The organism is Asaia sp. W19, from assembly GCF_003994335.1.
Taxonomy (GTDB): domain Bacteria; phylum Pseudomonadota; class Alphaproteobacteria; order Acetobacterales; family Acetobacteraceae; genus Asaia.
In genome coordinates, this window is the sequence record NZ_PNQZ01000065.1 from 38,246 (window position 1) to 51,235 (window position 12,990).

Here is a 12,990-nt window from a genome sequence, read left to right on the forward strand (position 1 = left end):
GAACAACCATGGCTAAGCGTTGGTACGTCGTGCATGTCTATTCCGGGTTCGAGAAGAAGATCGCGACCCACATCAAGGAACAGGCTGCCCAGAAGGGTCTGAGCGACCAGTTCGAAGAAGTTCTGGTTCCCTCCGAGGACGTCACCGAAGTTCGCCGTGGTCGCAAGGTCAATGCCGAGCGCAAGTTCTTCCCCGGCTATGTCCTGGTGAAAATGGAACTGACCGATGACGCATGGCACCTGGTCAAGGACACGCCCAAGGTCACCGGCTTTCTGGGGACACGCAACCGTCCCTCTCCCATCACCGAAGCTGAAGCCGAGCGTATGCTCAAGCAGGCCGAAGAAGGTGTCGAGCGTCCGCGTTCGGCCCTCACCTTCGAGATCGGCGAACAGATTCGCGTGGCCGATGGCCCCTTCACCTCGTTCAATGGTGTTATCGAGGAAGTGGACGAGGAGCGTTCGCGCCTCAAGGTGAGCGTGTCGATCTTCGGTCGCTCTACCCCCGTGGAACTGGATTACACACAGGTCGAGAAGCTCTGATCGCTTCGCCATAAACGACAAAAAAACCCACCCCCGAAAGGAGGCGGGTTTTTTCATGCCTGGAGATCAGGGCTCGAAGAGGCAAACCCCTCGGCCGGAGGGGGATATCCCTCCGAAACTTCAGGGCGTGATCGGCAGGACCGGCAAAGAGCGGATCTTTTGCGCGGCCATGTCAGCCAGTTGTCCGGTCAAGATGCTCAGCCCCGCGACCAGCGTGCTCGCGCGCTTGTTGTCCAGCCGGGTTTCGAATTGCACCGGAGTCGTCAGGTTCGGGCCGATTCCCGGCTTGTCACCATGTACCGAGAGGGACCCGATCAGTGAGGCGTTCCCCTGCTGATCCGCATTGAAGGCGGTGATGGTCACCTCGACGAAGGCCTGAGGCTTGGTCGAGACCGCGTCGTTCTGGGCAAACACGGTGCTGCCCGGCAAGCGCTGGGCAAGATCCCGTGTCAGCACACGGCCAATCATATCGCCGATCGGTTCGCTCCAGGCATTCCCCTTTGCCATATTGAGCTTGTAGTCCTTGTCCTGCCGGACGATCTCGTCACGATCGAGGCTGGCGGTCACGACAGGTGTGCGTATCTCAACCGTGACCGGGCCGCCTGGTTGAGCCATACCGGAAACGGGCGCGATAGAATAGAGATCCGGGTCGCTGCCACAGGCGGTGAGACCGGTGGCCATGAGCAAGGACAGGCCCAACAAGGCGGCAGGGCGACGCGACCGGATCTTCGAGCCCTGGCGCGGGCGGGAGGGAGAGAGCTTGTTCACGTCAATGGCGTCCCGTAATCAGTGCCGAGGGGTGGTGGTTCAGATAATCCGTCAGGAAGCGTATGGAGCGAGCAGCCTGACTGAGCTGTGTGATCATCGCCTGCAGATCGCGATGGAAATCCGTATCGCCGCCATAGCTGGCCAGGACCACCTGGGCATTCTTCAGCGTTCCCTGCAGCGCATCGCTCATGGCAGGCAGTTTCTTGAGGAACGGCTTCATGCCCTCATTGGCGTTCTGGGTCAGCTCGGAGATATGCCGCAACGAATCGCGCAGGGCGACTATCGACTGCTTGACCTCGGGGCTGGCCAGGCGCTGATCGGCATGGGCCAGAAGATCGTTCAGGTGCTCGCCAATCTGGGTCAGCGGCATGGCCGCCACCTTGTCCATCGTCGTCGCAGCCGAGGCCATGATGCCGTCGATTCCGCCAGGCTGGCTCGGAATGATAGCCACACCATCTTCATAGGTGATTGTCGCCGGCTTGGCATTCTTGACGAATTGCAGGCCGATCATGGACTCGCCGGTCAGGAAGCTCGCGCTCTCGACCGAGGCCCGCATCCCCTTGGCCACAAAGGCCGCCAGAAGCTTGTGCTGCGAATCACGTGAGGATTCTTCCGAGTTCAGCACGCGCTCCGGCTCGAGCTCCATTTCGACACGGACCCGCGCCGAGGCATCCTGCTCGTTCACCTTGAGCGAGACATCGGTCACGCTACCAACCTGAATGCCGAACATGCTGACCGTCGCCCCTGTCGTCAGCCCCTTGACCGAGCTGTCGATATAGGTGGCCGCCTTCACGCGCTGATGGTAGCGCGCATTATCGGCCTCGGCCTGGCTGGCATAAAGGCGGAAGACAGAATTCGCCGGAGCCTGAGGCGCATCCACCTTGAGACGACGCGTCGGCAGACCAAAAGCAACACCGCCCGAAAGCAGCGCCTGCAATGAGGTCAGCTGAACCTTGAGACCGCCAGCGCCGAGCCCGACCTGAACGCCAGACACGTTCCAGAAGCGCGTATCGGTGCGCAGATAGTGATCATAGGGCGACTTCACGAAGACCTGGACCATGATCGGCCCCTCGCCCCCGGGTGGCATGGTATAGCCCAGCACCTCACCCACCGACATATCTCGGAAAAATACTGGAGCCCCCTCGCCGATCGACCCAAGAGTGGGCGTGACCAGCATGAAGGTTGAGCCGGGCTGATCGGAGCGCACACCTGGCGCGGCCTCGAGCCCGGTGAAATTACTTTCGTAACGCCCTCCCTTCTCGCCAGGGTCGATCGCGATATAGGCCCCTGAAAGCAGGGTTTCGAGCCCCGTGATACTGGCCCCGTTGATACGCGGCCGTACGACCCAGAACCGGGTATGGTCGGTAAGGATATCTTCGGTATCTCCGTTCATGCGCACATGAACGATGACGCGGCGCATATCAGGGGTCAGGCTGATATCCTGCACTGTCCCGAGCGTCACGGCCTTGTTCTTCACCTGAGTCTGGCCAGCCGTCAGGCCGGACGCCGTATCGAAGGTGATGGTGATATCCGGCCCGCGATTGGCGAAGCTGCGCCAAGCGAGCCACCCCGCGATCACGATGGCGATGATCGGTATCAGCCAGACGATCGAAAAACGTGTTTTTCTGACCCCGGCCTTTTTGGGGGCGGGTGTCTGCTGCGGGGATTGGTCGTTTTGGTCGCTCACGCGCGCTCAGGCTCCATATCGTGAGGAGGAAAGGGATGACCGGCCTCGGAGATCCCTCCTTGGTCGGAATTTTGTCTCGCCTCGTCGGGGGCCGGTACCGGACCGTTCTCCCCGGCGGCGTCCCACATGCTACGCGGGTCGAAGCTATGCACCGCAAAGATCGTCACGATGACGACGATGGTGAAGAAAACCACACCCGGGTCCGCCAAAACATTGGCGAGAAAGTTAAAATGAACGATCGCAACAAGAATTGAGATCATGAAAACGTCGATCATCGACCAACGTCCGATGATATCGATCAGGCGATACAATTTGGTGAGCTGCCGCAGGCCGCGCTTTTGCTTGCGCCATGTGCCCAGTACCATGAGCGCCAGGGAGACGATCTTGAGCACCGGAACGGTGATGGACGCGAAGAGCACCAGAAGGGCCAGGGGGATGAGATTGGACTGCCACAGCTCGATCACGCCATGAATGATGGTGCTCGTGTCGGGTTGACCCATCTTGGTGTAGGTCATCACTGGCAGAAGGTTGGCCGGGATGTAACAGATGATCCCCGCCAGGAGCAGGGCCGCCGCATTGGTCAGACTATTCGACTTGCGCCGGCGCAGGATCTGATGGCAGCGCGGGCAATCGCCCATATCACCCTCACGCGGCACTTCGTGATCGAAGGCCATGACCAACCCGCAGGAGTGGCAGGAAAGCATGTGCTGGATGGGCGGCATGGACTCTTCAGTCGCCGTCAGATGCTCGACCGGGAGGATGCGGCCCTGACCGTCTTCCATCTCCTCGCGGATGTCACGATTATGCCAGATACGTTCGACATCGAGCGTCGAATCCGTAGCCGCCATGGTAATCATGAGCGCCGCTATCAGAAACACACCTGCCTGAAGATCGACGATCGCCAGATCGATCAGCTTGGTATAGGCCACGAAAACACCGAGGATATACACCTCGATCATCGACCACTCGCGCAGGCGCTCGTACCAGGACATGAGGCACGGTGCCCAATCCGGCATGTGCCGCCGGCTGGCCCCGTAGAGAATGGCCCCCATCAATGCGATTACGACGCCCGGCATGACCAGAGTAGTCAACCCCACGATCACACCGATTTCGCCAAACCCCTCCCGCCCGAGTTCAATCGGACCGGTCAGAATGGTTACCGTATTGACGCGCCCATGCACGTTGATGGTGAGGAGATGGGTGAGGAGCAAGGCCAGATACAGCGCCGCCGAGGCGATGCAGAAGGCCGTTGGCGCGGCGATGGGCGGTGTATGCCGCCGTCGCGCAAGCTGCGCGTCGCAACGTTGGCAATACGCCACTTGCCCACGCTGCAGGCGTGGTACGGTCTGGAAGAGCCCGCAATCGGGACATTCCCGCAACCCCTCCACCACCTTGAGGGTGGGCATGGGAGGCGCTGCGGAGGTCATGGTGACGGCATTGCGCCACAGACGCTTATGGAAGCGATCAGACATGAAACATGTTGTAGCGAACGATTCCGTCGAGAGATAGGTGTTTGGCCTGTTGCAGTCGCGCCCGGTCTCGGCTATAGCACCGCGCCAAGGACGCCGACATAGCTCAGGGGTAGAGCAACTGATTCGTAATCAGTAGGTCCTCGGTTCAATTCCGAGTGTCGGCACCATTTCCCCCTCCGTTATCCTGCATGATCCATCTGCGCGAGGCTGCGCCTTCCGAGCACCCAACCTGCGACGCAATACAACGCGAGGAAACCGAGCGGGATCCAGTCGCCGCGCAGGCTTTGTGCAACGAGATCGCTCAGCACCGTCGCAAGATTGATTGCACAGGTTGCGATTGCCAGCACCGGCACCACACCGATCCAGAGTGTACCAAAACGTACTCCGCCAAGCGGGACGCGAAATCTGGCGGGCGAACGGTCTGTTTCCCCCCGCAGGCGCATGACCGCCACGGCGATCACGACGAAGCCGATCATGGTCCCAATACTGACCAGATCGGCCAGAAGGGTGATGGGGAGAAGCGCCGCCGTAAGGGCGGTGAGCCCGGTCGTCAGGGCGATCGCCAGAACAGGCGCGCCGCTCCGGGCATCGACCAGACTGAGCCGTTCACTGATCAGGCGGTCATGCGCAAGGATATGGCATAGCCGCGACTGCCCGTAGAGACTGACGAAAAGCACCGAGCCCAGCCCGATGACGGAACCGAACTGCAACACCACGCCAAGCACAGGCATGGCAAGCGCCTGCACAGCCAGAGCAACCGGAGAGGCCACATCGAGCTGACGAAATGGCACAAGCCCTGTCATGACCAGCGAGACCAGGACATAGAGAACGGCGCTGATGGCCAACGCGCCGATCAAGCCAAACGGTACATCCCGCCCGGGATGTCGTGCCTCGGAAGCGGCGATCGAAATCGAGTCAAAGCCGAGATAGGCAAAGGAAACCACCGCCACGGCACGGAGCAACCCGGCTAATCCAAACGAGAATCCCCCCTCGGAAGGCGGGAGGAAAGGATGCCACAAAGCCGTGTTCACGTGGCGACATCCCACCCAGACGAACACGACCAGCACAGCGAGCTTGAGCAGCACGAAACCGCTATTGGCCCAGCTTGCCTGCCTGATGCCGCGAGAAAGAATGAGCCCGAGGGTGAGGACCAGGAACAGGGCCACGGCATTGATCTGCGGTGCGAGATGAAAACCGCCTGACTTCCAGATGACGGTCGAGCCCGTCACACTGTCCGGCAAGGTCACGCCAAGGGAGGACAGCAGCCCCGAGAGATAGCCGGTCAGCCCGACTGAGACGGCCGAGCCGGCCAGCGCATACTCAAGAACGAGCATCCAGGCCACCCACCACGCCGGCCTAACGCCCAATGTGGCGCGAGCATAGCCATAGGCGCCTCCCATTGCTTCCGGCAGGGCTGAGGCCAGCTCGGCATAGCACACCCCCGTAAAGCCACATCCTATGGCGGCCAGGACGAAGGCGAGCGAAACGGCAGGGCCTGCGTAATGCGCGGCGGCAATGCCAGGCAGTACATATATTCCCGCCCCGACAACGCTGCCGATACCCATCATCAGCAGGCCAAACGGCCCAAGCTGACGATGCAGAGTGCGAGACTGGCCGTCTTCTGCCATGGTGCCGTGTTCCCCAAATTCCGATTGGTGAACAGCGTGACGCCACGCCCGGCGCAAGGCAAGCCCGCTATAGCTTTTCCGGGCGCAGGAAAAGCTCAGAACATCATGTTGACCGCGATCTGCGGAGCGACATTGAGGCTGGTATTATGACCAGCAAAGAAAGTGGAAGCGCCGGCAACCACACCGAAGCGGGGGGACCAGCTATATTCGAGGGCGGGCGCGACCATCCAGTCGCCGGAAGACCCGCTGACGCGGTCGATACGACGCCCCGAGCCCTCAGTCCCCCATACGCGGGCACCATTGGCCCAGTCGCGCAGCAGATCGACTGCAAGAACGAGACGCTGATTGAACCCGAATTCGAATGACGCTCCGGCCTGACCGCTCATCCCCGGTCGCCCCTTGCCGACGAAGCCTTTGGTCGTACCATAGCTCGTCAGATCATTGAGGCGTGCCGAGCTGACGGCGCGACGGAAGGTTGCCCACATACGCAGACGGAAGGTGTAGTCATGAGGCAGCTCATAGGTGGATTGCTCGACCAGCGCCGTACGGAACACATAGGCCCCGTTTCCGACCCCGTCCTGACTCCGCCCTAGATTAGTGTAATCACCGGTCGGCATGAGCATGCCGGCGAAAAGACTGAGCGAGGGGATATAGCGCTTGGGATTCGGATCGAGGAAGCGCCAGAGGAAATCGACTGGAAGATCGCCGAATTTCAGGCCGCTCGTGCTGCCGTCGTGACGCTTCCAGCCATAGCTGATCGCCGGAAATATCTGGATACTGACATTATCGGTCAGACCGTATTTGACCATGGTCGAATTACTGACGGTACGCTGCCCTGATTCCATGGGCATGCTCGCGCCATTTGAACCAAGATAATCGACTGCCTGATTATACGTCAGATAGGGCTCTATGCCGAGCACCCCAGCCTTGAACTGAGGACCGGATGGTGAAATAAGCGACCCGGTATACCATTGCTCGCGCTTTGGTTGAGGCTCAGCATCCGAGGCCCGCACCGTAGTGACCGAACAGAACGCAATTGCTGCAGCAGCGAATTGGGAAATCCTGATCAAGATCGGACGAAGTCGTCCTGCAAAGGAATGATACTGTCTCAAAATCCGGTCGCATTATTTTATTGTTACCTAGCGACGGTTTAAAACCTTATTTCAGGAAGGCAATCTTCCAGAGCCAGGTTTTTCTTGAACACAAAGTCAGAAACCTTGATACGCAAGCGTCAAAGCACCCTCTGGTCACGGAGTTGTGAACAAAGAATAAATCTTGGCGACCAAAATACAGATTGTATTGTGATGGTGATTTTGGAAGCGACGCTCCAGACTTTTGAAGAAGAAGTCTGGAGCGGGCGATGGGATTCGAACCCACGACCCCAACCTTGGCAAGGTTGTGCTCTACCCCTGAGCTACGCCCGCGTTCCGTTGGACGGGTGAATACTGCCTGCAGCGATGGGGCGCAAGGGGGTTTTTTGAAAAAAGGCGTTTTTTTTCACTTTACTCCGAGAGCTCTCCGCCGGGCTTGCTTCCGAATAGCTTCAGAACAATCTTGTAGCCATGTTTGAAAGGCGGTTCTGCTCAGCGCGGCCGCAGCTCCGGAACAGAGAGACACCATGGATTACATCATCGGACAGAGCCCCTCACCAAAACAGGAGGGACAATTCGCTCCTCCCGCCGCCGGCGCCATGATTGTCGATGCTGATCAGCGCAGCTTCATGCCGGAGGTGCTTGAGGCCAGCCGCCAGATTCCGGTTCTCGTCGATTTCTGGGCACCCTGGTGTGGCCCATGCAAGCAGCTCACCCCGATACTTGAGCGCGCTGTCACGGCGGCCGGCGGACGGGTGAAACTGGTCAAGGTGGATGTCGAGGCCAATGCGGCCCTTGCTGCCCAGCTGGCGCAGATCGGTTTGCCTATCCAGTCCATTCCCCTCGTCGCTGCCTTTTATAAGGGGCAGATCATGGACATCATGCAGGGTGCCCAGCCCGAGAGCGAAGTGCGTCGCTTCATCGAGCAAGTCGTCAAGGCGACCGGCGCGAGCCTGCCGAGCGCTGAATTGCTCTCCGCCGCCGCTACGGCGCTTCAGGATGGTCAGGCCGCAGAAGCTGCAAGCCTCTATGCCTCGCTGCTTGAGATCGAGCCGGAAAACGCCGAAGGCTGGGGGGGCATGATCCGTGCCCTGATTGCGCTCGATGATGATGAAGGTGCCGATGAAGCCCTGAGCCAGGTACCGCCCAAGCTGACCGAGCATCCGGCCATCTCGGGCGCGCGTTCCGCACTCGCTCTACATAAGGAGAGCCGTCAGGCGGCGTCTGCCCTCGACGGCTTGCGCGCCGAATGCGCTCAGGCCCCCGAAGATCTGGCGTTACGCTTCCAGCTTGCCGGAGCGCTCAACGGCGCAGGGGAGAAAACTGAGGCCGCCGATACCCTTCTCTCGATCATCAAACAGGATCGCGACTGGAATGAAGGTGCGGCCAAGGCCGAATTGCTGCGCTTCTTCGAAGCCTGGGGCAACACAGACCCGGCCACGCTGCCTGCGCGACGCAAGCTCTCCGCCCTTCTGTTCTCCTGAACGCCCTGGCAGGGGGCTACTCCGCTCCCTGCCTTCCCATCTTTCCAGGGCGGATTACCATGTTATGCCGCCCTTCCTCCTTTTTTCAGTCAGGAATTCACGCATGGCCCAGGATCTCGACCCGCGTCTTCTCTCGATGCTCGTTTGCCCCGTTACCAAGGAAGCGCTCACTTATGACCGCGAAGCCCAAGAGCTCGTCAGCAAAGGAGCCGGGCTGGCCTATCCCGTGCGTGACGGTATTCCGGTCATGCTGCCGGAAGAAGCGCGCCGCCTTTCCGCCTGAGACAAAAAGCCCAGTTCCGCACGCGCACCACACCTCAAGAGCGGTATCTTGCCGTGCACAGGCCAGATCCCCATCGCCACGGTCGCATCCCGATCAACGAAATGGCCTCACGCAGGATCAGGGACCATTCCCTGATCTAGCGCACGACAAAAAATGCTGTGTCGATCGTGAAGCTTCCGTCTTCAGCGATCTCGAAGACCTCGCGGACCGACGGGCTCGTTGCCTGCTGCAGGGAGAGGATGGCCTGCCGATGCAGGTCCGGCGTGCGTGTCCGCGCAACCCAGCTCCTGAAATCCAGCCGCAGACGAAAAGCCTCCTGCGCTTCCACGGTGAATCCCGCCTTCGCCAGTGCCAGACGCCACTCATCCACGCGATAATTGCGCATATGGGACGGGTCGCGCAGGGTCTCGATGGCTTGCAGGACCGAGTCTTCCATCGCCCCGGGCGGTGCCACCGTGTCGATGAAGACCCCCACGCCCTGAGGACGTAGGACACGTCTCGCCTCCGCCAGTCCGCAGGCCAAATCCCCCCAGTGATGGGCGCTGTAGCGACTCACAACGGCGTCGAAGGCATGGTCGGCAAAGGGGAGTGCTTCAGCAAAACCGCAAACCGGACGAATGGATGCGAGGCTACGTGTCGCAGCCTCCGTCTTCACGGCAATCGCCATGGTCCGGGTCGGATCACAGGCGACGACCTGCGTCGCGCAGGCAGCCAATGCATAGCTTACATGTCCCCCGCCGCAACCGAGATCGAGCGCGCAGAATGGTGCTTCAGATTCGAGAAGCATCTTGAGCCGGTCGAGATCCTCACCCTGAGCATGCGTCGCGCTCTGAACGTAATCCTGCGCGCGATCGCTGTATTGGCGGGTAACGAACTCACTCATGACCAGCATCCCTCTTGCCATAGGAAACTTCGGCGTCCGGCACCGCATATTGCGGCTTGACCTCGCTGGTGACTGTCTCAGTCGCGAGGCCTGGCAGCATGGGCGGTCCCGACTGCCCATCCATACCCGGAATTGCTACGGGCAGCGACGCATAGGCGCGCGCCATGCGATCCCGCTGGGGGGGGCGACCGGGCGGGTGGCCTGGCGGACCATTGACCGCAAGATCGGGCTTGGGTGGGCCAAAGCCATTCCCCGCGCAGCCGGTGAGTACCGCCATGAAAATGAGGAGCGGGGTTGGACGCATGAGACAAGTTCTATCAACCTCGCTCGCACCCGGCAATTGACGGATGGAAGTGCGTGCGGCAGGCAGGGCGGATTGTCTCAAGGAGAACTCTGCGTGTTCGATGGATCGCTCGCCTCACCTCGCGGCCGAAGAAAGGCCTGGATCGACAGCCTGTTCGTCGATCATGCGATCTTTCGCCTGCCCTGGACCAACCTCGCCCCTGTCATTCCGGGCAAGGTCTATCGCTGCAACCACCCGACACCAGCCCGTCTCGCGCGGCTCAGAGAGCGGCTAGGGCTCAGAACACTCGTCAATCTTCGCGGTCATCGCCGCTGTGGCTCGGATGCCCTCTCACGCCATGCGGCAGAAGCCATAGGCCTTACCCATATCGACATGGCCTTTGAGAGCCGGGGTGCGCCTCATCGTGACCGGATCCTGCGTTTTGCCGGGCTCTACACCCACATCGAGCAGCCCATGCTCATGCATTGCAAGTCCGGTGCGGACCGGGCCGGGCTGGCCTCCGCATTGGTGATTTTGTTCGAAGGAGGGAGCGCGGCGCAGGCGCTTCGCCAGCTCCATTGGCGCTTCGGCCATTTCAACCGCTCGCGCACCGGGATTCTGGATGCATTCGTCCTGCGCTATCAAGCTCAGGCAGAGGGCCGTATTCCCTTCCTGGAGTGGGTTGCACAGGAATATGACGAGGTTCAGCTCAAACAGGATTTCGTCGCAGGCAAGCTGTCCTCCTTCGTGACCGATAAAGTCCTCCGCAGGGAATAGAGGTCAGACCACGGACAGCGGCACCCCATGGCGGAGAGTCCTCCGACATGGGGCCCGATCCTAGCTGGCCGAGGCCATGCTTTTGACAAGGCTGACGAGTTGGTGCCTGACGCGCTCATCTCCGATGCGCTGGAAGGCTTCCAGCAACTCGCGAGCCGCCTCGTCGAGAACGGCCCGGATGGGTGCGCCTGCGCGCTCCGTCAGATCTGGGACGCATCCCCCCGTAGCGGCCACGAATGTGGGGGGAGTTTCTGAAAATCCCGATGTCCGGGGGCCGAACCGCCCCCCATCCTGCTCATTGCGCGTCAGATCATCGAAGAAAAATCCGATTGGCACGTCCAGAACGCGTGACATTTCATACAGGCGGCTTGCACCGACCTTGTTCGCACCGCGCTCATACTTCTGTACCTGCTGGAAAGTCAGGCCAAGCGCGGCTCCCAGCTTCTCCTGAGACATTCCCAGCGAAGTCCGGCGAAGTCTGATGCGTGCGCCCACGAGGGCGTCGATCGGACCCGCAGCCGATGCGCTTTTCGCGTTAGGGTTCATGAATATGGACTCATACTGAGGGTAACAGCATGCGCCAATCGCAATGCGTTAACCTTTTATTATCTATTTTCGACGGCGCCCAAACAAAAGAGCCAGTATGGCGGCGAGCGCGCACAGGCTGAGCGGCACCGTTCTCCCACAGGATGAGAAGATGGTCGGTGGGTGTGGCGGGGGCAAGGCAACAACAAGGCTGTCCGGCTTTCCCCAGGGCAAACGCCCCAGCAGATGCCCTGACCCGTCAAAGGCGGCGGTAATCCCCATATTGGCTGCCTGGACCACCGGCAGCCCCTCCTCGACGGCGCGCATTCTCGCCGTGGCCAGATGCTGCCGGGGTCCGGCGCTATTTCCGAACCAGGCATCATTGGTGATATTGGCAATCCAGTACGGGCGCTTACTGCTGACCGCATGACCCGAAAAAATGATCTCGTAGCACACCATGGGAGCGACGGCTCCAAGGACGGGCAAGGACCAGGTCGCGAGACCTTTCCCCGGCGTCAGTTGATCCGGGAGCAGGTTGAACGGGATGAAACGGGGCTGATACTCCCCAAAAGGAACCAGGGTCGCCTTGTCGTATATGGCCTGGATACGACCGCTCTCATCAAGCGCCATGATACTGTTGTAGAAGCGGTTCTCGGCATCCCGGCGATCCGAGCCGATCATGCCCCAGGCACCGTCTGCGGCCTGGGCGATGATGCGGCGTGCGCCCTCCTCCTCATCCAGCAACCCGGGGAAGCCGGATTCTGGCCAAAGATAGACAACAGGACGATCGGCCGCGATATCACGGGCCTTAGCCACGCCCTCACTCGTAAGGCGCAGATAAAGCCTGAAGGCGTCGAGTGCGCCATTTCGGGTGAGAATATCCTTTTCCTGGACATTCCCCTGCAGGAGCGCAACCACAGGGTTGGAAACCGGCATCAGGACCGGATGAGAGAGACGATACCATCCGCCTAGCCCCCACACGATCACGAGCCCGGCGAGGACGGCTCGGGTTAGATTGCTGTGCCAGACGAGAAGCCCGATCAGAACGACGAGGAAGGTCAGACCGTCCACGCCGATGACAGAGGCTGGCTGGATAAGGATATCGCCGATCACACCCGGAATCTCGACGATACTGCCCGTCGGATTCCAGGGAAAGCCGGTGAAAATATAGACCCTTCCCATGTCAGCCAGTGTCCAGAGGGCGGCCAGCAGGACCATGCGCATCAGGCCCGCTGGAACGAGCCGGCATAGGAGAACGGGCACCATGATGAACGGCGCGAGAATGAGCGCGCATCCGGGGGCAGCGATCGGCACAGCCCACCAGAACTCATGAGCACGCGTGAGAATGGCATTGGTCAGCCAGGACAGCGCCGCCGTGTGGAAGGCCAGACCAAAAAGGAAGCCGTGCAGGGCCAATTGGCGGGTAGTCGCTGCATCCTGGGCGCAGCGATACAGATAGAGCAACCCCAGAGCCAAAGCAGGAAGGCAATATACGGGCGGCAGGGCCAGAGCGGTCAACGCTCCGACAACAAGATCGGCCAGAATCATTTTCCCGGTGGAAAATGGGAGC

At 60.5% G+C, this 12,990-nt stretch carries 13 protein-coding genes and 2 tRNA genes; 5 read left to right on the forward strand and 10 right to left on the reverse strand.

Features of this window, described 5'->3' with window-relative positions:
• The first annotated feature begins 8 nt into the window (after positions 1–8).
• Positions 9–539 (forward strand): transcription termination/antitermination protein NusG, encoded by a 531-nt coding sequence (gene nusG / locus C0V97_RS13480; RefSeq protein ID WP_127103096.1) that lies wholly within the window; start codon positions 9–11, stop codon positions 537–539.
• Between the two features lie 120 nt (positions 540–659).
• On the opposite strand, the gene C0V97_RS13485 is transcribed toward nusG, so the two are convergent.
• Genes C0V97_RS13485 through C0V97_RS13495 form a run of 3 tightly spaced genes read right to left on the reverse strand, consistent with a single transcriptional unit; the run spans position 660 to position 4,466 of the window.
• A complete protein-coding gene (locus C0V97_RS13485; protein ID WP_233582168.1) occupies positions 660–1,307 on the reverse strand; it encodes a membrane integrity-associated transporter subunit PqiC in 648 nt (215 codons plus the stop codon).
• A gap of 1 nt (position 1,308) precedes the next feature.
• Positions 1,309–2,994: an intermembrane transport protein PqiB gene (locus tag C0V97_RS13490; RefSeq protein ID WP_127103097.1), complete on the reverse strand. Its 1,686-nt coding sequence runs from the start codon at positions 2,992–2,994 to the stop codon at positions 1,309–1,311.
• Entirely contained in the window at positions 2,991–4,466 is a 1,476-nt protein-coding gene (locus C0V97_RS13495; protein WP_127103098.1) for a paraquat-inducible protein A, read from the reverse strand. Before C0V97_RS13495 ends, C0V97_RS13490 begins: the two co-directional genes overlap by 4 nt.
• Positions 4,467–4,558: 92 nt before the next feature.
• Here C0V97_RS13495 and C0V97_RS13500 point away from each other — a divergent pair.
• Positions 4,559–4,633: transfer RNA gene (locus tag C0V97_RS13500), tRNA-Thr, on the forward strand.
• A 12-nt stretch (positions 4,634–4,645) separates the two neighbouring features.
• Here C0V97_RS13500 and C0V97_RS13505 read toward each other — a convergent pair.
• The 3 genes from C0V97_RS13505 to C0V97_RS13515 all read right to left on the reverse strand — a co-directional run bounded on the left by C0V97_RS13505 (position 4,646) and on the right by C0V97_RS13515 (position 7,518).
• Entirely contained in the window at positions 4,646–6,094 is a 1,449-nt protein-coding gene (locus C0V97_RS13505) for an APC family permease (RefSeq protein WP_127103099.1), read from the reverse strand.
• 95 nt (positions 6,095–6,189) lie between these two features.
• The gene (locus tag C0V97_RS13510; protein WP_233582169.1) at positions 6,190–7,164 is read right to left on the reverse strand and encodes a hypothetical protein; all 975 of its coding nucleotides are present in this window, start codon (positions 7,162–7,164) and stop codon (positions 6,190–6,192) included.
• Positions 7,165–7,443: 279 nt separating this feature from the next.
• Positions 7,444–7,518, reverse strand: a tRNA-Gly gene (locus C0V97_RS13515).
• A 194-nt stretch (positions 7,519–7,712) separates the two neighbouring features.
• Here C0V97_RS13515 and C0V97_RS13520 point away from each other — a divergent pair.
• Positions 7,713–8,669 carry a tetratricopeptide repeat protein gene (locus tag C0V97_RS13520; RefSeq protein ID WP_127103100.1) on the forward strand — a complete coding sequence of 319 codons (957 nt, stop codon included), beginning with the start codon at positions 7,713–7,715 and terminating at the stop codon, positions 8,667–8,669.
• Positions 8,670–8,772: 103 nt separating this feature from the next.
• Entirely contained in the window at positions 8,773–8,952 is a 180-nt protein-coding gene (locus C0V97_RS13525) for a Trm112 family protein (protein ID WP_127103101.1), read from the forward strand.
• Positions 8,953–9,088: 136 nt separating this feature from the next.
• On the opposite strand, the gene C0V97_RS13530 is transcribed toward C0V97_RS13525, so the two are convergent.
• Positions 9,089–9,835, reverse strand: a complete 747-nt coding sequence (locus C0V97_RS13530) for a class I SAM-dependent methyltransferase (protein WP_127103102.1) — start codon at positions 9,833–9,835, stop codon at positions 9,089–9,091.
• A complete protein-coding gene (locus C0V97_RS13535) occupies positions 9,828–10,139 on the reverse strand; it encodes a hypothetical protein (protein WP_127103103.1) in 312 nt (103 codons plus the stop codon). Before C0V97_RS13535 ends, C0V97_RS13530 begins: the two co-directional genes overlap by 8 nt.
• 93 nt (positions 10,140–10,232) lie before the next feature.
• On the opposite strand from C0V97_RS13535, the gene C0V97_RS13540 reads away from it, so the two are divergent.
• Complete coding sequence (locus C0V97_RS13540) at positions 10,233–10,895, forward strand: tyrosine-protein phosphatase (protein WP_127103104.1); 663 nt, start codon at positions 10,233–10,235, stop codon at positions 10,893–10,895.
• Positions 10,896–10,955: 60 nt separating this feature from the next.
• On the opposite strand, the gene C0V97_RS13545 is transcribed toward C0V97_RS13540, so the two are convergent.
• Both C0V97_RS13545 and lnt read right to left on the reverse strand, forming a co-directional pair.
• Positions 10,956–11,441 carry a helix-turn-helix domain-containing protein gene (locus C0V97_RS13545; RefSeq protein ID WP_127103105.1) on the reverse strand — a complete coding sequence of 162 codons (486 nt, stop codon included), beginning with the start codon at positions 11,439–11,441 and terminating at the stop codon, positions 10,956–10,958.
• A 63-nt stretch (positions 11,442–11,504) separates the two neighbouring features.
• Positions 11,505–12,968 (reverse strand): apolipoprotein N-acyltransferase, encoded by a 1,464-nt coding sequence (lnt, locus tag C0V97_RS13550; protein ID WP_127103106.1) that lies wholly within the window; start codon positions 12,966–12,968, stop codon positions 11,505–11,507.
• Positions 12,969–12,990 lie beyond the last annotated feature (22 nt).